Here is an 18961-nt window from a genome sequence, read left to right as displayed (position 1 = left end):
TAAGGAGGTATTTAGAGGTGAATATGTAAGCGAGGTTACTTTTACATTAAATATTACAAAATTTTACGATTTGTTTTTTCCATCTTGGTGGAAAAACCCTTAAAATAGCAAAACTAGGAAAATAGTAATGGAGAGCGACTTGTCGCAACCAATAGTAGAAATCAAGGATGTGAGCTTTTCACGGGGCAACAGAAGCATATATAAAAATATGAGTTTCAGTGTTCCAAAAGGCAAAATAACGGCGATTATGGGCCCTAGCGGCATTGGTAAAACGACGATGCTACGTTTGATTGGCGGTCAGTTGAAACCAGATAATGGCACTATTTTGTTTGAAGGCGATAATATCCCGACCATGTCGCGTAAAGAGCTTTATGCTGCGCGAACCAAAATGAGCATGTTATTTCAAAGTGGAGCATTGTTTACCGATATGTCCGTGTTTGACAATATCGCGTTTCCACTACGAGAACATACCCGCTTAAGTGAAGATTTAATTCGCCTTGTTGTATTAATGAAGTTGCAAGCTGTGGGCTTGCGTGGCGCACAAGATCTTATGCCTTCAGAATTATCAGGTGGTATGGCACGCCGAGCAGCGCTGGCACGTTCAATTGCGCTTGATCCTGAGTTGATAATGTATGACGAGCCATTTGCAGGGCAAGATCCAATCTCAATGGGAGTATTGGTGAAATTGATTAAGTCGTTAAATCAGGTGTTAGGTTTGTCATCGTTGATAGTGACTCATGACGTTACTGAAGTGATGAGCATTGCTGACCACGTGATCATTATTGCTGATCAAGGCGTAATAGGGTGTGGCACGCCTGATGAAATGCGTAATCATGAATCACCGTTAGTGCAACAGTTTTTAAAAGGCTTGTCAGATGGTCCAGTGCCATTTCATTTTCCTGCTCAACCATACGATGAAGAGTTACTCGGAGTGCATAGCTGATGTTTGATTTACTTCAAAAGCTAGGCCATAAAGCTTTAGGTCGTTTTGCGGCGTTAGGGCGTTCAACGCAAATGTTAGTTGGTGCCTTGTGGAATATACCTAACTTTAGAAAAGGTACCCCACTATTAATTCGTCAGTTATACATGATAGGTTCGCAGTCACTGCTGATTATTATGGTGTCAGGGCTATTTATAGGTATGGTGCTTGCGCTGCAAGGTTATACGGTTTTGGTGGGCTACGGTGCAGAAGATAGCTTGGGCCCGTTAGTGGCATTGAGCTTATTACGAGAATTAGGCCCGGTAGTGACCGCATTATTATTTGCTGGGCGCGCAGGTAGTGCATTAACTGCCGAAATAGGGTTGATGAAAGCGACAGAGCAATTATCGAGCCTTGAAATGATGGCAATTGATCCGCTTAAACGTATTATTGCGCCGCGTTTTTGGGCTGGCTTTATCAGCATGCCATTACTGGCATTAATTTTCTCTGCGGTAGCAATAATTGGTGCGCATCTTGTTGGTGTTGATTGGCTAGGCGTAGATACCGGTAGCTTTTGGTCAATTATGCAATCTCAAGTATCGTTCCAACAAGATATTTTAAATGGCATGATAAAAAGTTTTGTATTTGCCATCGTCGTTACTTGGATAGCACTTTATAAAGGATATGACTGCATACCGACTTCAGAGGGGATCAGTAAAGCAACGACAGAAACGGTTGTGCACTCATCGTTGGCTGTTTTAGGGTTTGATTTTATTTTGACTGCGGTAATGTTTACCAACTAATAAAGGTATAAATAATGAATTCACGGAAATTAGAAATTTTAGTTGGCTTTTTTGTAGCGTTAGGAATTGCTGCATTTGCCATGTTGGCATTAAAGGTCGCAAACGCAGGGATTAGCGGTAGCGGTGAAACCTATCAGTTAAAAGCTAAATTTGAAAATATTGGCTCATTAAAAGCACGTGCACCAATCAAGGTCGGTGGTGTTGTTATTGGCCGTGTTGAAGCTATCTCGGTTCATCCTCAGGAGTTTTTACCTGTGGTAGATATGACAATAGATGCCCTATATCAGTGTCGCTTTTCAGATACCAGTTCGGTTTCTATTTTAACGTCAGGTATTTTAGGCGAGCAGTATTTAGGTATTAACCCAGTGATAGCGCCTAAATCTGCAGAACAGCGCTGTATGGGTCAGGAAGTAACCAGTAACGATCAAGATTTAGGATTAGATGAATTATTTGGTGTCGAAAGTAAGGCACTAAATGATGGTGATTACATCACTGATACTAAGTCAGCATTAGTGCTTGAAGAGTTAATTGGGCAGTTTTTATTCAATCAAGGTGGCGAGTAATTTATTATGTTTAAAAAGTTTTTAATGGTTTTAGCGTTGACCGTCAGCGCCGTTAGTGTAGCCAGTGATGCAGTTGATTTGAAAGACCCATATAAAATGGTCCGCCAAGTATCTGATAACACTTTTCAGCGTATTACGCGCGATCAGGCTTTAATTAAACAAGACAACGAGCACCTGCGTGTGATTGTTAGTGAAGAGCTTATGCCTTATATAGATTACAAGTATGCGGCATTACGTGTACTAGGCAGTCATGTATCAAAAGTGCGTGCAATTAAAGATCCAGCAGAGCAAAAGCAAGCAGTTGAAGACATTAAACGTTTTATTGATGTTTTTCAGCAGTATTTAGTAGCGACTTATGCGGGGGTTTTTACTCAATACACTAATCAGCAAGTTGAGTTTGGCCAAAGTAAGGCGTTTGCAGGACAAGACGTCGTATTAGTTAAAACTAAAATTGTTGAGCCGGGTAAGCCAGAAATCAAAATAGATTTCAAAGTACGTGAAGATCGAAGTGGTGAATGGCGTGCTTATGATATGGTTGCTGAAGGTATTAGCTTACTAGATGCCAAGCAAAGTGAATTTCAAGGTATCTTGCGCCAGCAAGGTATTGAGCATGTAAGTAACTTACTAGAGCAAAAAAGCACATTACCAGTGCAGTTTAGAGGTGAAGGTGGTGATGAGTAAAGTCACCGTCACGAAACTCAGTGATGCGCAGTTTCGGGTCAGTGGAGAATTGACCCGAAATTCAATTTCAGCTGAACCACTTGTTAATAAACACTCACAAAGTAACCATAAAACATGGTATTTTGACCTTTCTGAGGTATCTAGGGTTGACACGGCGGGCTTAGCTTGGTTAATTCACTCTTTCGCAGAATTAAAGCAACAAGGCATACGCCTTGAATTGCAAAATATCCCTGAACAATTGCAAAAATTAATGCAGTTGGGGCAGGTCACAAACCTATTTGAGTGAGAGTTATGGAAACTAGCCAAGTTGAAACTTTATTGCGCGACGAACTGCAATTAGCCGAAGTACATGTTAAAGCCAACGGTAGTCATTATGAAGTGATTGCTGTAGGTGAATGTTTTGACGGGTTAAGCCGTGTAAAAAAACAACAGCTAGTTTATGGCCCGTTAATGAATACGATTTCTGACGGCACGATCCATGCGGTATCGATTCGGGCTTTTACCCCGACAGAGTGGAAGCGCGAACAAAAATTCATTTTACCTCAATAAAAAGGTTTCCTCATGGATCAATTTGTAATTCAGGGTGGAACCGGGCTTGCCGGTGAAGTCACTATTTCAGGCGCTAAAAATGCAGCTTTACCTATTTTATTTGCTGCATTGTTAGCACAGGGTAAAAGCACATTTAACAATGTCCCTCGCTTACGTGATATCGGCACTACTGAAGCGCTATTAAAAACGCTTGGCGCAGAAATACAATGGCATGGCGATCAGCTTATAATTGATGGTGGCAAAGTTGATAAAACACTTGCCCCTTATGAGCTTGTTAAACAAATGCGTGCATCAGTGCTTGCACTTGGACCTTTGGTTGCTCGTTTTGGTCAAGCGCAAGTATCATTGCCTGGTGGTTGCGCTATTGGTGCGCGCCCAGTTGATATTCATATTCAAGGTTTAGAGCGCATGGGCGCGACGATTAACGTTGAAAATGGTTATATCAATGCCACCGTTGATGGGCGACTCAAAGGCGCTGAAATTTATATGGAAATGGTTAGCGTCGGAGCCACTGAAAACTTATTAATGGCGGCAACGCTTGCTGATGGTAAAACAGTATTAGAGAATGCGGCTCGTGAACCTGAGATTGTTGATTTAGCTACTTGCTTAACTGCAATGGGTGCAAAAATCACCGGAGCAGGCACTAGTCGTATAGAAGTTGAAGGTGTCGAAAAGCTAAGTGGGTGTGAGCACCGCATTTTACCTGATCGCATTGAAACCGGTACGTTTTTGGTTGCCGCAGCGATGGCTGGCGGCGAAGTGTTATGTAAGTTAACAGATTTTCATAGCCTTGAGCCAGTCATTGAAAAATTACGCGCCGCTAATGCATTAGTTGAAGTTCATAGCGATAGCATTTATTTAGATATGCGTGGCCGCGAGTTAAAAGCAGTTAATATCAAAACCATGCCTCATCCGGGTTTTCCAACTGATATGCAAGCCCAGTTTACCGCGTTAAATGTGGTTGCAAATGGCAGCGCAACAATCACAGAAACGATTTTTGAAAACCGCTTTATGCATGTCCCTGAACTGCAACGTATGGGCGCTAATATTCGCTTAGAAGGTAACACTGCAATTTGTGGCGACACTAAAAGCTTGAGCGGCGCACAGGTAATGGCAACTGACTTACGTGCATCTGCAAGCTTAATTTTGACCGGTATTGTTGCGCAAGGTGAAACGGTTGTTGACCGTATTTATCATGTAGATCGTGGTTATCAGCGTATCGAAGATAAGCTGAGTGCGTTGGGTGCAAATATTAAACGTAGAAGTAGTTAAATGGTTCTAGGTCCTAGGGTCCTAGGACCCTAGGTTTTTATAACTTGGTTTCTAGCTCTGCAACTGTCAGCATTACTTTTTGAATTTTTCCGTCACGATAAAGCTCAAACTCAATTTTTTCACCGGGTTCTGAGTTTCCTATGGTACTCAATGTTTGTTGTGGGTTAGATACGCTCACCCCCGCAATTTTAATAACAATATCTTGCTCTTTGATGCCCGCTTGCCATGCTGGACCTAACGGGTCTAAATTAGTAATACGCAGCCCTGAAACCGGTGTAAAGTTATCACTTACTTCTTTGCCAGTCGTATCTACGGCAGTACCCGTAAAGCCTAAGTAACCTCTAACAACACGACCATGGCGGATCAGTTTATCCATAACTTCTTTCGCCAATGAATAAGGCACAGCAAAGAAAATACCCTGAATATCTAAATTCTCACGGGTTTTAAATTGTGCGGAAGTAATGCCTACCAAGTCGCCATTAGAATTAACCAGTGCACCACCTGAATTACCGACATTAATCGCAGCATCCATTTGTAGCAGGTTATTATAGGGACTATCGGTGATTTTTTGCTTACCTGTAGCACTTATAATCCCTTGGGTAATTGTTTGGCCAAGGTTTAATGGGTTACCTATTGCGAGCACTACATCACCAACGCGGGGCGAGAATCGCTCACTGATTGGAATAACAGGCAAATGCTCTACATTAATTTTTAATAGCGCTAAATCAGTAATGGTATCAAAGCCAATTAACTGCACATCAAAAAAGCGTCGGCCATCGGTTAAAATTACAATAATTTGATCAGCATTATTAATGACATGATAGTTCGTTAAAATGTACCCGTCACTAGACATTATTACCCCTGAACCTAACTCCCTTACGGTATTTTGGCGCTTATAACGAGGTTGGCTAGAAATGCTTTCTGAAAAGATAGTGACAACAGAAGGTGCAGCACGTTGCACTGCATCAGCAAAGCTAAGATGTTGTGCACTCATTGCGCTGGGCAAGGGGACGTTAGGTAGTAGTGACGCTCGCATGTTAGGGCTAAAAAACACCACTAAAAACGCAATCCCAAGGCCTGCAAAAAGTGGTGGAAGGACAAACTTAAAGAATTTCAGCACGGTTTTCTTATTATTAGTGGGCATTCCCTTTATGATGGCACAAAAAAAATAACAGCGGCAAGTGCCACTGTTATTTTTTATGTTATTAAATGTGTTTATTGCTTACTGAATGAGTACAAATACAGATTCGCGGCCTCGTTTTACGCCAAGCACAATATTTCCCTTGGTGTTTTCGATGATTTTGTTCATATCACGAATCGATTCGACGCGTTGACGATTCACTTGCATAATAATGTCGCCTTCCTCAAGTCCCACTCTTGCTGATGGAGAACGAGGATCGACAGATGTTAATTCAATTCCTTTAGCGCCATTTTTCTGTACGCTTTCGAGAGTTGCACCTTGGAATGCAGGATGTAGTTCATCACCAGCGGCTGTTAGACCTGCTGCACCATCAAGAGTTACTTTTATCGTTTTGATTTTACCATCGCGATAAATTCCCAATTTAACTTTTTTACCTTCGCCCAGAGTCGCAATTTTACTGCGTAGCTCATGGAAGCCACTTATATCTGTGCCATCTATACTAACAATTACATCACCTGCTTGGATCCCTGCTTTACTTGCAGCTGAATCATCAGTGACCTTCATCACATAAGCACCTTGTTTTACATCTAGCTTTTGCGCTTTGGCAAGGCCTGCATCGAGAGGGCGGCCAGATATACCTAATGAGCCTCTACGTACTTCGCCATGTTCAACAATTTGATCGACGAGGTTTTTCATCATATTGGAAGGAATTGCAAAGCCAATCCCTACATTGCCACCAGATGCGCCTAAAATAGCGGTATTAATACCAATCAACTCGCCATTTAAGTTAACCAATGCGCCACCGGAATTACCTTGGTTTATAGCTGCATCAGTTTGAATGAAGTCTTCGTAGCCTTCTATATTTAAGCCGCTGCGGCCAAGAGCGCTAACGATTCCTGATGTTACCGTATGACTCAAGCCAAATGGGTTACCAATCGCCACCGCAAAGTCACCAACGCGAAGTTGATCAGAGTTAGCAAGTTTCACTTCGATTAAGTCTTCAGCGTCTATTTGTAAAAGGGCGATATCGGATTCTTTATCGCTGCCAATTTTCTTCGCTTCATATTCGCGGCCATCTTCAAGCGTAACAAGCATGGTTTGCGCATCTTGTACTACATGGTTGTTTGTAACAACGTAACCTTCTTTGGCGTCAATAATTACACCGGAGCCTAAACCGCTAAATTGGCGCTTTTGGCTGCGCGGTTGTGGATTGCCAAAAAAGAAGTCGAGCGGGTCACCGCGACGGCGCACTTCTTTTGAACCAGAAACTTGGATACTGACAACACCAGGCGTTATTTGTTCTAGCATGGGCGCTAAAGTTGGTAATTGTTGACCATTTACTGCGATAGGCATTTTAGCCACTGAGATTGCAGGGGTTAATAACAAGCTGGCAGATACCATAGCTGCACTGATTAACGATAATTTCATTTTCATAGTCAGGGTTTACTCCACTTTACAGAAAAAGCACACACAAAAAAGGCTGCAAATGCAGCCTTTTATCAATGTTGCATCTAATGCACTGGAAAATATATTTCAGTGTCTTTAGGTATGCATATAAAACATAAGCTGCTCTATCTACAGACTATGGGGTCAAATAAAAGTTCATCAAGACACTTTAGAATATTTGAAATTACTAGGGCGTGTTGACCTTTGTGGATTGAAATTTGTTCAATCTAGGGGCGATTTAATCGCGGCGCGAGGTTTGTAACCTAGCGGGCTAAGTAAAAACCGAGCAACAAAGAGTCAATCGCCCCTAGGAAGAACCCTTTGGGCAGCGCATGTTTGGCATTTATACTGCGTTATCGCTTATTTATGGGGAACAACCACACTGCATAGGCGCTGCCTTGTCTAAATACCAAACATACTGCTGCAAAATCAATCACGAAAGGTCAACGCGCCCTAAGACGCTTTCGCTGATTCAGGCTCTTTATTCTCGCCTGCAAATAACCCTGACTCACCTGATACATAGTCAGCTGGTTGTGCATGAGCAGATGAGCGATCGCTCTGACGCTCTTTTAATGAGCGTTGTAATTGTTCTGTGGTTTCTTTTGAGAAAAATGGTTCAGCAGGGTGCTGCTTTTTATCATTAACGAGTAATTTGTTTGTTTCTTCAACGTGATCAAGTAGCTGATCATAATTGTCTTTCATCTTATTAACGAGCTTACCTGTACTTGCTAGATGATCGGCAACATCTTGACGATATTGCTCTAGTGCATTTTTTGCCTGTTCAGCCTGTTGTTCTAGCTCATCTTGTTTAAATTGCTTTTTAGTTACAAATGCGCCGAGGAAAAACGCCGCAACTGCCACAATAATAATAATGCCGATCCAAGTAACTGTACCCATAAATTCTACCCCTTTGGGAAAATAACTAAAATTACGCATAAAGCGTATATTCAAAAATAATTTCTGCTGCGGATAATATACCCCGAGTTACGATGCGTGTTAATATATTGCGCAAATTAAACCGTGTTTTATTGTAATAATCTATGACTCCTTGGCAAAAATACCAACAAGATCTACAGCGTGATGACTTTGTTTATGATGCCGCACAAGAAAATGCAGTGCGTCACCTACAAAGGTTATACGATGATTTAACGACTCAAAAACCTGCGACTCAAGGTTGGTTTGCGAAGCTATTTAGTAAAGATAGCACGGCTCCTATAAAAGGTTTGTACTTTTGGGGTGGTGTGGGTCGCGGTAAAACCTATTTAGTCGACACCTTTTATGAGGCGCTACCGGGAACACGGAAAATGCGCGTGCATTTCCATCGCTTTATGCACCGTGTTCACGATGAGCTTAAAAAGCTCAATAAAACGGCTGATCCACTTGAAGTGGTGGCTGATATTCTCAAAGCTGAAACTGACATTATCTGCTTTGACGAATTTTTTGTACAAGACATCACAGATGCCATGCTACTTGGCGGTTTAATGGAAGCATTATTTGCTCGTGGTATCGTTTTAGTGGCAACGTCCAATATTGTGCCTGACGAATTATATCGCAATGGCCTGCAGCGAGCTCGTTTTTTACCAGCAATAGCACTCGTAAATGCAAACACTGAAATTGTGAATGTGGATTCGGGTATTGATTACCGATTACGTACTTTGGAGCAGGCTGAGATATTTCATAGCCCGTTGGATGAGCAAGCTGATAAAAACTTGTTTGAGTATTTTGATAAGCTATCGCCAGAGCCTGGCAAGCTCGATACTTCTATACAAATAGAAGGGCGAATGATCAAAACCCGCAAAGTATCCGATTGTATTGTGATGTTTGATTTTGCTGAGCTGTGTGAAAGCGCACGTAGCCAAGTTGATTACATGGAAATAAGCCGATTATATAATACGGTGATTTTATCGAACGTAAAACAACTCGGGCAAAGTAATGATGATGCAGCACGTCGCTTTATTGCATTGGTCGATGAGTTTTACGAGCGCCACGTAACATTGATCATCTCAGCAGAAAAACCAATCACTGAGTTATACACGCAAGGAAATCTTAATTTTGAGTTCAAGCGTTGTATTAGTCGATTGCAAGAAATGCAGTCGTTAGAGTATTTAGCAAGAGAGCATTTGGCGTAGTCTGAGCCGTCAGCCGTCAGCCGTCAGCCGTCAGCTGTCAGTTAAGGCAAGCTTTTCTTGACACGTAAGTTAATACGAACAAAATTTATAGCTTATAGCTTATAGCTTATAGCTTATAGCTTATAGCTTATAGCTTATAGCTTATAGCTTATAGCTTATAGCTTATAGCTTATAGCTTATAGCTTATAGAACAAATTTCTTGCGGAAAAAACAACCGTTGAGTAGCAATGTGGTAAAAGTGCTGGTATACTCCCGCGTCTGCCACGTTGCGTTCTATTGCCTTCATTAGATTAGCCTCTTTTGAATGGCGCACAAGTCTTAAACTCGAAGGGGTTGGAGCAAACATTTAGAGCGGTAATTAATAATAATTACCTGTGGTTTTAATTGAAAAACATTGGATTTTTATAAATGAAAACGTTTGTTGCTAAACCGGAAACAGTAAAACGTGACTGGTATGTAGTTGACGCTGAAGGTAAAACTTTAGGTCGTATCGCTACTGAAATCGCTCATCGCCTACGCGGTAAGCATAAAGTTGAATATACACCGCACGTAGATACTGGTGATTATATCATCGTTATCAACGCTGAAAAAGTTACTGTAACTGGTAACAAATTCAAAAACAAAGTGTACTATTCACACTCTGGTTTTCCAGGTGGTCTTAAGTCTACTACTTTTGATAAACTTCAAGCTGCAAAGCCTGAAATGATCATCGAGAAGGCTGTTAAGGGCATGTTGCCACGTGGTCCTTTAGGCCGCGCAATGTACCGTAAACTTAAGGTTTACACTGGTACTGAGCACAACCATGCTGCACAACAGCCTCAGGTTCTAGACATTTAAGGAGCACTAACATGGCAAATCAATACTACGGTACAGGTCGTCGTAAAAGTTCAAGTGCTCGCGTATTCTTACGCCCAGGCACTGGTAACATCGTAATCAACAATCGCTCTTTAGAAGAGTATTTTGGTCGCGATACAGCACGCATGGTTGTTCATCAAGCTCTTGGGCTTGTTGATATGACTGAAAAGTTTGATCTTTACATCACCGTTTCTGGTGGTGGTACTACTGGTCAAGCTGGTGCTATCCGTCACGGTATCACTCGTGCACTTATGGAGTTTGACGAGTCATTACGTCCACAACTTCGTAAAGCAGGTTTCGTTACACGTGATGCACGTAAAGTTGAGCGTAAGAAAGTGGGTCTTAAGAAAGCGCGTAAGCGTCCACAGTTCTCAAAACGTTAATATTTACGTTATCAAGAATTCAAAAACCCAGCTTATGCTGGGTTTTTTGTTTTTTGAGCTATAAAAGCTAGCGAGAGTAAAGTTAGCGAGTAGTACAGTGTCAACCAATACACCGTAGCGTGGGTTGGGTATCACGAAACCCATGGGTAAAAGAACGCCACGAACACTTCAAAGCTCAGTGTACCCTTTGAAACAGAAATCTACAGTATTCGAAAACTCGCACTTTTTATAAGTAACCAGCAAACTCGTATTAAATATACGCCTAATAATTAACCTACTACTGCCTTTCCTGCGTATAACTCTAAAAAAAGTTCAATAATTATCATAATTAGTGTAAATCCGTCAGTTAATTGATGAATTTTTTTGCTACAATTGTCTGGCAAGTAATGTGAGTGAGTTCAACAGCACCATGTGCAGTTTTTCTGCTTCCTCTTAGTGAGGTTGATCTTGGTCAGTATATTGTTTTTGTAAAAGTCATATCATAGAGACGGCTCTATGCTCGAGCTAACTTAGTCAATTAGTTGATAAAGTCGGGATTATTCGAGCATGAGGCTGTTAATAACCTTGTTTTAGTCAGGGGTTTTAATTATGATCGCTTCTATTTTAAAATTTCGAAAAATTAACCTGCTGTAACTGATGTTCTCAATATGGCAAGTGTTGAGAATCATAGTGGAGATAAGTGGATGAGCAATGCGCCTGTAGACAATGGCCGACGTCGCTTTTTAACCATAGCTACCTCTGTTGTAGGTGGTGTTGGTGCGGCTGGGGCTGCTGTTCCTTTTATTGCGTCTTGGAATCCAAGTGAGCGAGCTAAATCTGCGGGTGCGCCTGTAGAAGTAGATATCAGCAAACTTGAGCCTGGACAATTAATACGTGTCGAGTGGCGTGGTAAACCTGTATGGGTTGTATCACGTACCCCAAAAATGCTTGAGCAGATGAAAGAACATGAAGGTCAACTTCGTGATCCGCAATCGCAAGAGCCACAACAATTAGAATCATCAACAAATGATTACCGTTCATTACGTCCAGAGATATTTCTCGCTGTAGGTATTTGTACGCATTTAGGATGTTCACCGCAGTTTTTAAGTGGTGGATTTGGTGAAAAGGTAGAAGGAACTGATGACGGTTTCTACTGCCCATGTCATGGTTCTAAATTTGATATGGCTGGCCGTGTATTCCAATCGGTACCTGCTCCATTGAACTTAGAAATACCACCTTATACTTTTCTAGATGAGACCACTATTTTAGTGGGTGAAGAAAGAGGGGTAGCCTAATGTTTGGTAAAATTATTGGTTGGATCGACGATCGTATCCCAATGACACGTGTTTGGAACATGCATATAGCACAGTATCCTGCACCTAAAAACTTTAATTTCTGGTATTTCTTTGGCTCGTTAGCCATGTTAATGCTAGTAAACCAAATCCTTACAGGTATTTGGTTAACCATGAACTATGTTCCGTCTGCTGAGGGCGCGTTTGCGTCAGTAGAATACATCATGCGTGATGTAGAATACGGCTGGTTATTACGCTATTTGCACTCAACGGGTGCGTCAGCGTTCTTCATCGTTATTTATCTGCATATGTTCCGTGGTATGATCTATGGTTCTTATCAAAAACCACGTGAATTACTGTGGTTGTTTGGTATGTTTATTTTCTTAGCACTTATGGCTGAAGCTTTCATGGGGTATTTATTACCTTGGGGGCAAATGTCGTTTTGGGGTGCACAGGTAATCATTTCACTATTCGGTGCTATTCCGGTTATTGGTGATGACTTAACGCTTTGGATCCGTGGTGATTATGTAATATCTGGTGCGACGCTTAACCGCTTCTTTGCACTGCATGTAATTGCATTGCCATTGGTTATCGTGATCTTAGTGTTCTTACATATTGTGGCACTTCACGAAGTGGGTTCAAACAACCCTGACGGTGTTGAAATCAAGCGTAAGAAAGGCTCTGTAGCTGAAGAAGATAAGCCTAAATTTAAATTCCATGAGTATTACACTGACAAGAAAGATATTGTTGATGCGATACCGTTCCATCCTTACTACACAGTAAAAGATATTGTGGGTGTGGTTGGTTTCTTAATTTTCTTTTGTTGGGTTGTGTTCTTTATGCCAGCGATGGGTGGGTTCTTTTTAGAAGCGCCAAACTTTGAGCCAGCAAATCCACTTAAGACTCCTGAGCATATTTTCCCAGTGTGGTACTTTACGCCATTCTATGCAATCTTACGTGCAATCCCTGATAAACTTATGGGTGTTGCTGCGATGGGCGCATCGATTGTAGTACTTGCGTTATTACCTTGGCTTGACCGTGGTACAGTTAAATCTGTTCGTTATCGTTGTGGCTTCCATAAATGGAATATTGCAGGTTTTGTGGTTACTTTCGTTCTATTAGGTTGGGTGGGTGCAACTCCTCAAACTGATATGAAAACGATTATCTCGCAAGTCTGTACTGTGACTTACTTTATGTTCTTCGTGCTGTTGTTTGTATACAGTAAGAATGAAAAAACTAAGCCATTGCCAGAGAGGTTGACGAAATGATGAAAAAGCTAATTATCGGTTTATTTGCTTTATCAATAAACGTATTGCCGGCAATGGCGGCGGGTCCTTCGGTTCCATTAATGGAAGCTGGAAATGACCTAACTGATCAGCCTTCGTTGCAACGTGGTGCTAAGTTGTTCATGAACTACTGCCTTGGTTGTCACCAAATGGAGTATCAGCGTTATGAACGTACTTTTCGTGATATCGGGATTCCTACAGAAGTAGGTCTTGAACAATTAATTTTTGATGGTTCAAAAGTCGGTAGTCACATTACCAATGCAATGGAAAAAGATGATGCAGCAAAATGGTTTGGTGCGGCTCCGCCGGATCTAACTCTAATTGCACGTGTAAAATCTCCGGATTATATTTACACGTATTTAAAATCATTTTATAAAGATGAATCTCGTCCGTTTGGCGTAAACAATATTGTTTTCCCATCGGTAGGTATGCCTCACGTTCTTCAAGAATTGCAAGGCTTACCAACACCTATTACTGAACAGGTTGAAGAACATGGTCACACTGTGACTAAAGTTATTGGCACTGAAACAGATGGGTCGGGCGAAATGAGTGTGGATGAATACGACCAAGCGGCTCGTGATTTAACTAACTTCCTCGAATACGTGGGTGAACCTTCACGTCTTGATTCAGAAGCGTTAGGTCTTAAGGTAATCGGATTTTTAATTATCCTGTTTATCTTGGCATTCATGCTTAAGAAAGAATACTGGAGAGATGTTCATTAAGTTTGAACATATTTAAAGGTAATTTTGCAATAGGGGCTTAAGCCCCTATTGCTGTTTTTGTTATTTAATGGAGGTAGGCATGGCCGTAGCTGCCAATAAGCGCCCTGTAATGACCCTTTTTTCTGGTGCTAACTGTATGTATAGCCATCAAGTACGTATTGTACTTGCTGAAAAAGGCGTAAGTGTAGATATTCATCTGGCTGAAAAGGACAACCTGCCAGAAGCACTTCATGAAATTAACCCTTACGGTACAGTGCCAACACTGATTGACCGTGAGTTAGGTTTATATCAGGCAAACATCATCATGGAATACCTTGATGAACGTTTTCCTCATCCTCCACTAATGCCTGTATATCCGGTAATGCGTGGCCGTAGCCGTCTAATGATGCATCGTATCGATACGGACTGGTATAGCCTTGCTGCAAAAGTTTATGGCAATGGCGCAGATGCTGCTCAAGCACGTAAAGAGCTGACAGAAGCATTACTAGCTGTTGCAGCAATCTTTACTGAAGCTCCTTACTTTATGAGTGAAGAATTCAGTTTAGTTGATTGCTACTTAGCACCACTACTATGGCGTTTACCTGAACTTGGTATTGAGCTTAATGGTGCTGGTTCTAAAGAAATGAAAGAATACATGATCCGTTTATTTGAGCGTGAATCATTCCAAGCTTCTTTGACTGAAGCTGAGCGTGAGATCCGTTTGTAATGACGTCTAATCGTCCTTATTTACTCCGCGCTTTTTTTGATTGGATTGTTGATAATCAGTGTACGCCACATTTAGTGGTAAACGCTGATTTTCCTGCAGTGCAAATACCAACACAGTTTATCCAAGATGGTCAAATTGTGCTTAATATTAGCCCTTCAGCCGTCACGCAGTTTTCGATGGATAATCAGCAATTAAGCTTTAGCGCCCGATTTGGTGGTCAGCCAATGCAAGTATATGTGCCAATTGGTGCAGTGCTTGCTATTTATGCCCGCGAAAACGGAGAAGGCACAGTGTTTACCGCAGATGAGTTTTTAGAGGACGAAGACGATTTTGTAGGTGAGCTAGAAAGTGTTGATTTAGACGATGGGTTCACCCCTGATGATGAACCTACACCGCCTAAGCCAGATAATAAAAAAGGCTCGCATTTACGTGTTGTAAAATAATATGTAAATTGACAAAAAAACCGCTAAGTAGCGGTTTTTTTATGTCAGTATAAAAGCGCATTAAAGGTAAAAATCAAAGGTGCTAGGGAAGTGACTAGGTGCTAGGTAAACTCCCTGCTGCGGGCGCATAGGGATTTATGTTTGCGTAGACGGGGCTTTATACCGCGCAGGTGGTGTTAAAGTTCATAGGCGACGAGCTGCTAGAAGCCGGGTTAAGGTTGATTGTTTACCCCGCGTTTTTTAGTGAAGATGCGCGAGGTAAACTCCCGCCTACAGGAATTAAAAAACCTTGCGATATTAACTGCAAGGCTTTTAAACTCCTCGAACCTGATACCTTTACAAATACTCAAACACTTTAATTACACGTTCAACACCAGATACGTTACGGGCAACGCTTACAGCCGTGTTAGCCTCGGAGTTGGAGACTAAACCCATTAAGAAAACTTCGCCATTTTCAGTAATTACTTTGATGTTATTACTACTAATATTATCGGTAGTAAGTAGCTTTGTTTTTACTTTTGATGTTAACCACGAATCGTGTGTTTTTGTGCTAATGCTAATATTAGAACCGATACGAATCTGATTATGGATTTTACGTATGCCTATTACTGTCTCAATCGCACGATGGGCTTCATTTTTCATTTCTTGATTGGCAACTTGCCCTATCAATAAAACAATGCCATTAACGCTTACAGCGCTTATATTGGCATGATCTGCTAAGTGTGGTATCTCATTTATAGATAAGTTAGCTTTGATCTCGATGTTGTTATCATCAATTTGCGAACCCAAAGTTCGGCGATCATTCGCTGCAGTTACTGCGCCAGCAGTTCCTGCAACAACGGCAACGGCGCAACCTTGTAAAAATAAAACGGTACTGATAATAATAAGTGAGTGCTTGAGCATTAACTTTCATCCTGTGGAAATAGGGTTAAATCGATTAGCTCACTTAGGCAATGAAGGTTAACTAAGTGTGACTCTATAATGCGACTAGGGCGCTTTGATGGTACGCGGATCTCAACATCATTTGCGCCAAGCAAGCCTGCTAATTCACCACCATCATCACCCACTAAAACGATCACTTTCATATCTTTAGTTAACGCAGCCTCAACCGCAGAAATAATATTCTTTTCATTACCATTAATGGCCAGTACCAACAATAAATCACCTTGTTGTGCAAACGCACGCACTTGGCGAGCAAATGTATCTTGTTCGTCACTTTGGCTCGTTTGACCTAAGTTAATATGCTCTTGCGATAACGCAATTGCAGGTAAGCACGGGCGTTCTGTTTCATAAAAATTAATCAACACACCAGCCATGTGTTGAGCCAGCATATGACAGCTTGCTGTGCCGCAAAAAATCAATTTATTACCATTGATTAAGCTTTGCGCAATTGTGAATGCGGCGCTTTCTAACGCACTAGGCAAAACTTCACCCGCAGCAATCTGCACTTGAATACTTTCTGTAAAAATTTCTTTTATTGTATCTTGCATATTAAAATACGTTTTTTATCCAATTAAGTTGTTGCGGCACTTCGCCGGTTATTGCGACAAAGTCAATTCTGAGCGCTTGATTACTCAGTTTTTTAAATGCTAAATAATGATAAATTGTACGTTTTAAACGTTGCTGTTTTTGTTTACCAAGTGCATGCAGCGCGCCGCCTTTTATGTGGCTACTGCGAAACTTCACTTCAACAAATACTAATGTATCACCATCACGCATTATCACATCTAGTTCGCCGTAGGGGCAGTTATAGTTGCGCTCAATGGCTATTAAACCTTGCTCTTCTAAATACTTTTGCGCTTGTAACTCGTAATACTGACCTTTTTCACGGCTATTTTGCCATAGTTGTTTAAACCAAGACATCACAACATCCTTATTTTGCTGGCCTCAAATCAGGATTATAGCTACTCACTCCCCATTTGGTCACTTGCTGTTTGCATAAATAATGGGATCGGTGCATGTGTTTTAAGTTGCACGGCGCTAATTTGCTTGTTTTTGTATTGAGCCCAATTCAAATGACGGTTAATTTGGCCATCGCTAGTAATGCTTAATTGGCCTGTTAAACCACCGAACTGCTTACCAGGGATCATACTCAACTGTGTAATATCACTAAGCATTGCTACGGAGTCATAGGCCATCGCAAATAATCGTTGGCTTATATCAGCTTGATCAGGCCATAAAGTATTATATTGCTGACGTAAGGCTTGCTTTGGTATTTGGTCACTTAGCATCCACGGTAACTCAGTAAAGTACAAACCATCTAGGTCGCCTTTATCAGTTTTATCAATTTGTTTACTATGACTTTTTGAACTTGCGTAAAGTGGGATCCGTTCAGCAAAGGTACTTACATTTACATCTAAATAAGGTTTGAGCAAACGGGTTTCCATGGCATCACCTAGGATATAAATAACATCAATATCACGACGAGATCGAGTTTCGCTTTCAACTTCTTGTTTAAATAATGATTTTACTGTGCTGATTCGCTCCTTCGATTTATCCACTTCGAGTAAGCTGGTTATCGTTGTAGGCATGTCCTTTTTATCATCGTATAAACCGACTTCTGGTTTTGTTTCACTATAGCGTTGCCACTGAACATTAAAGTACTCAACTAACCGTTGACCAGCACCGTTATTTGGCGCAAGCAACATCGGTTTTTGGTAACCCATTGCTAAAAAGTGTTCCAGCGCTTGCTGAACTTCATGCTCAGGATTAAGTGCAAAGAAATAATGCTGAGTTGATGTGCGTTCGCCATCAAATGAATTTAAATGTAAAGTTGGATAGCTTTGCAGAGCTTGATTAGCCACAAGTTTATCAATGTTACCTTTGAGTAATGGGCCAATCACAAAGTTTGGTTTAATCTCGCTAAGCTTAGCTGTTATTTCTGAGGGACTAAGCATTTCATCAATAAAAATAGTCTCTTGAATCGGTGAGCTATCTAGCGCACCTAAAATACCTGCTTTTAATGCATCACCTAATCGTTCATTTGCACCTGACTGAGGAATTAGCACTACTAAACGTTCAATATCTAAGGGGGCAATAGCTATAAGTGCGGCCGCTTTCTTAGGCAATACATCTATCGCAGGGTGAGTTGGATAGCGTCGCTGCCAATTATTAATTGCCTGATCCAATTCAACAGGCGCGCCTAAATACACTAAATGATATAAAGCTAAATTAACCCAACCTTGTTGAACAACAGAGCCGCGGTTAAAGCGTTCAAGCGCGTAAGATGAAAGCTGTTTTAAGTTTTCCCATAATCCTTTGTTTAACTGCGGTATGGTTAAGTTATTTTTACTTGCAGTCTCTGACGCCCTAAAAAAGTAAGGCATCGCGTCTTTAGGTAAATTTTGTGATGCGTAAATACTGGCTGTTAGATATTGGTGCCATGCAAAGTGTTCGGGCTGTGTTAGTTGTGAATCTAAACTGGCGAGGATTTCAAGCGCCAAAGTGTTCTTGTTTTGCTGCTTTTGTGCAAATGCGATGTAAAGCTTGTTTTGTACCTGATCAACACTCGGAGTACGCTCAAGTTCGATACACACTTGTTCCAATAGTGGCCAGCTTTGTTCAGTTATTGCTGCGTCACGAGCACTGTACAGTAGCTGAATTTTATCAGCACCTTGGCGATTCAAAGCAATTTGGTACATAGATTGTGCATCAGTCGCTTGAATTTGTGTGGTGCTATTAGCTGAACTGAGGTTTTCAGTGGTTTTAGTCGGTTTTTCGGTTGTACTACAGGCCGATAACCCTGACAATATGATTAATAGACTAACAAGTTTAAGTCGCACAATGATTTCC

Annotated in this window: 22 protein-coding genes; 15 read left to right on the top strand and 7 right to left on the bottom strand. The window is 41.3% G+C overall.

What is annotated here, in order from left to right:
- The first annotated feature begins 127 nt into the window (after window positions 1-127).
- Genes mlaF through murA form a run of 7 tightly spaced genes read left to right on the top strand, consistent with a single transcriptional unit; the run spans window position 128 to window position 4787 of the window.
- Entirely contained in the window at window positions 128-943 is an 816-nt protein-coding gene (mlaF, locus tag ACJJVX_RS18795; protein ID WP_054204405.1) for a phospholipid ABC transporter ATP-binding protein MlaF, read from the top strand.
- Window positions 943-1722, top strand: coding sequence for a lipid asymmetry maintenance ABC transporter permease subunit MlaE (gene mlaE, locus ACJJVX_RS18790; protein ID WP_054204404.1), 780 nt, complete (start codon window positions 943-945; stop codon window positions 1720-1722). Before mlaF ends, mlaE begins: the two co-directional genes overlap by 1 nt.
- Before the next feature lie 14 nt (window positions 1723-1736).
- Window positions 1737-2285: an outer membrane lipid asymmetry maintenance protein MlaD gene (gene mlaD / locus ACJJVX_RS18785; RefSeq protein WP_054204403.1), complete on the top strand. Its 549-nt coding sequence runs from the start codon at window positions 1737-1739 to the stop codon at window positions 2283-2285.
- A gap of 6 nt (window positions 2286-2291) precedes the next feature.
- Complete coding sequence (locus ACJJVX_RS18780) at window positions 2292-2966, top strand: phospholipid-binding protein MlaC (RefSeq protein ID WP_054204402.1); 675 nt, start codon at window positions 2292-2294, stop codon at window positions 2964-2966.
- Window positions 2959-3252, top strand: a complete 294-nt coding sequence (locus tag ACJJVX_RS18775; protein WP_054204401.1) for a lipid asymmetry maintenance protein MlaB — start codon at window positions 2959-2961, stop codon at window positions 3250-3252. The genes ACJJVX_RS18780 and ACJJVX_RS18775 overlap by 8 nt, the downstream gene beginning before the upstream one ends.
- Before the next feature lie 5 nt (window positions 3253-3257).
- Window positions 3258-3515 carry a BolA family protein gene (locus tag ACJJVX_RS18770; protein WP_007378312.1) on the top strand — a complete coding sequence of 86 codons (258 nt, stop codon included), beginning with the start codon at window positions 3258-3260 and terminating at the stop codon, window positions 3513-3515.
- Between the two features lie 12 nt (window positions 3516-3527).
- On the top strand, window positions 3528-4787 hold the full coding sequence (gene murA / locus ACJJVX_RS18765; protein ID WP_054204400.1) for a UDP-N-acetylglucosamine 1-carboxyvinyltransferase: 1260 nt from the start codon (window positions 3528-3530) through the stop codon (window positions 4785-4787).
- Between the two features lie 37 nt (window positions 4788-4824).
- Here the strand turns inward: murA and ACJJVX_RS18760 are convergent, their stop codons facing one another.
- The 3 genes from ACJJVX_RS18760 to ACJJVX_RS18750 form a co-directional block, all read right to left on the bottom strand.
- The gene (locus ACJJVX_RS18760; RefSeq protein WP_054204553.1) at window positions 4825-5907 is read right to left on the bottom strand and encodes a trypsin-like peptidase domain-containing protein; all 1083 of its coding nucleotides are present in this window, start codon (window positions 5905-5907) and stop codon (window positions 4825-4827) included.
- Window positions 5908-6009: 102 nt separating this feature from the next.
- Window positions 6010-7362 (bottom strand): DegQ family serine endoprotease, encoded by a 1353-nt coding sequence (locus ACJJVX_RS18755; RefSeq protein WP_054204399.1) that lies wholly within the window; start codon window positions 7360-7362, stop codon window positions 6010-6012.
- A gap of 465 nt (window positions 7363-7827) precedes the next feature.
- Window positions 7828-8271 carry a YhcB family protein gene (locus tag ACJJVX_RS18750; RefSeq protein ID WP_054204398.1) on the bottom strand — a complete coding sequence of 148 codons (444 nt, stop codon included), beginning with the start codon at window positions 8269-8271 and terminating at the stop codon, window positions 7828-7830.
- A gap of 143 nt (window positions 8272-8414) precedes the next feature.
- Here ACJJVX_RS18750 and zapE point away from each other — a divergent pair, with 143 nt between their 5' ends.
- The 8 genes from zapE to ACJJVX_RS18710 all read left to right on the top strand — a co-directional run bounded on the left by zapE (window position 8415) and on the right by ACJJVX_RS18710 (window position 15169).
- The gene (zapE, locus tag ACJJVX_RS18745; RefSeq protein WP_054204397.1) at window positions 8415-9503 is read left to right on the top strand and encodes a cell division protein ZapE; all 1089 of its coding nucleotides are present in this window, start codon (window positions 8415-8417) and stop codon (window positions 9501-9503) included.
- Window positions 9504-9911: 408 nt separating this feature from the next.
- Complete coding sequence (gene rplM / locus ACJJVX_RS18740; protein ID WP_007378318.1) at window positions 9912-10340, top strand: 50S ribosomal protein L13; 429 nt, start codon at window positions 9912-9914, stop codon at window positions 10338-10340.
- Window positions 10341-10351: 11 nt separating this feature from the next.
- Complete coding sequence (gene rpsI / locus ACJJVX_RS18735) at window positions 10352-10741, top strand: 30S ribosomal protein S9 (RefSeq protein ID WP_054204396.1); 390 nt, start codon at window positions 10352-10354, stop codon at window positions 10739-10741.
- A gap of 683 nt (window positions 10742-11424) precedes the next feature.
- Window positions 11425-12015: a ubiquinol-cytochrome c reductase iron-sulfur subunit gene (gene petA, locus ACJJVX_RS18730; protein WP_054204395.1), complete on the top strand. Its 591-nt coding sequence runs from the start codon at window positions 11425-11427 to the stop codon at window positions 12013-12015.
- Window positions 12015-13280, top strand: a complete 1266-nt coding sequence (locus ACJJVX_RS18725) for a cytochrome b N-terminal domain-containing protein (RefSeq protein WP_054204394.1) — start codon at window positions 12015-12017, stop codon at window positions 13278-13280. The genes petA and ACJJVX_RS18725 overlap by 1 nt, the downstream gene beginning before the upstream one ends.
- On the top strand, window positions 13277-14020 hold the full coding sequence (locus tag ACJJVX_RS18720) for a cytochrome c1 (protein ID WP_054204393.1): 744 nt from the start codon (window positions 13277-13279) through the stop codon (window positions 14018-14020). Before ACJJVX_RS18725 ends, ACJJVX_RS18720 begins: the two co-directional genes overlap by 4 nt.
- 79 nt (window positions 14021-14099) lie before the next feature.
- Window positions 14100-14726 (top strand): stringent starvation protein SspA, encoded by a 627-nt coding sequence (gene sspA / locus ACJJVX_RS18715; RefSeq protein WP_054204392.1) that lies wholly within the window; start codon window positions 14100-14102, stop codon window positions 14724-14726.
- Complete coding sequence (locus tag ACJJVX_RS18710; RefSeq protein ID WP_054204391.1) at window positions 14726-15169, top strand: ClpXP protease specificity-enhancing factor; 444 nt, start codon at window positions 14726-14728, stop codon at window positions 15167-15169. Before sspA ends, ACJJVX_RS18710 begins: the two co-directional genes overlap by 1 nt.
- A gap of 336 nt (window positions 15170-15505) precedes the next feature.
- Here ACJJVX_RS18710 and dolP read toward each other — a convergent pair whose 3' ends face one another.
- Genes dolP through ACJJVX_RS18690 form a run of 4 tightly spaced genes read right to left on the bottom strand, consistent with a single transcriptional unit; the run spans window position 15506 to window position 18951 of the window.
- Window positions 15506-16072: a division/outer membrane stress-associated lipid-binding lipoprotein gene (gene dolP / locus ACJJVX_RS18705; RefSeq protein WP_405632890.1), complete on the bottom strand. Its 567-nt coding sequence runs from the start codon at window positions 16070-16072 to the stop codon at window positions 15506-15508.
- Complete coding sequence (locus ACJJVX_RS18700; protein WP_054204389.1) at window positions 16072-16659, bottom strand: SIS domain-containing protein; 588 nt, start codon at window positions 16657-16659, stop codon at window positions 16072-16074. Before ACJJVX_RS18700 ends, dolP begins: the two co-directional genes overlap by 1 nt.
- A 1-nt stretch (window position 16660) precedes the next feature.
- On the bottom strand, window positions 16661-17032 hold the full coding sequence (locus ACJJVX_RS18695) for a YraN family protein (protein ID WP_054204388.1): 372 nt from the start codon (window positions 17030-17032) through the stop codon (window positions 16661-16663).
- Window positions 17033-17073: 41 nt separating this feature from the next.
- On the bottom strand, window positions 17074-18951 hold the full coding sequence (locus ACJJVX_RS18690; protein ID WP_405632887.1) for a penicillin-binding protein activator: 1878 nt from the start codon (window positions 18949-18951) through the stop codon (window positions 17074-17076).
- Window positions 18952-18961 lie beyond the last annotated feature (10 nt).

Source organism: Pseudoalteromonas sp. Ld20, from assembly GCF_045064175.1.
Taxonomy (GTDB): Bacteria; Pseudomonadota; Gammaproteobacteria; order Enterobacterales; family Alteromonadaceae; genus Pseudoalteromonas; species Pseudoalteromonas neustonica.
Note: the sequence above shows the minus strand (reverse complement) of the source record. Positions and strands in the feature narration are given on the sequence as shown.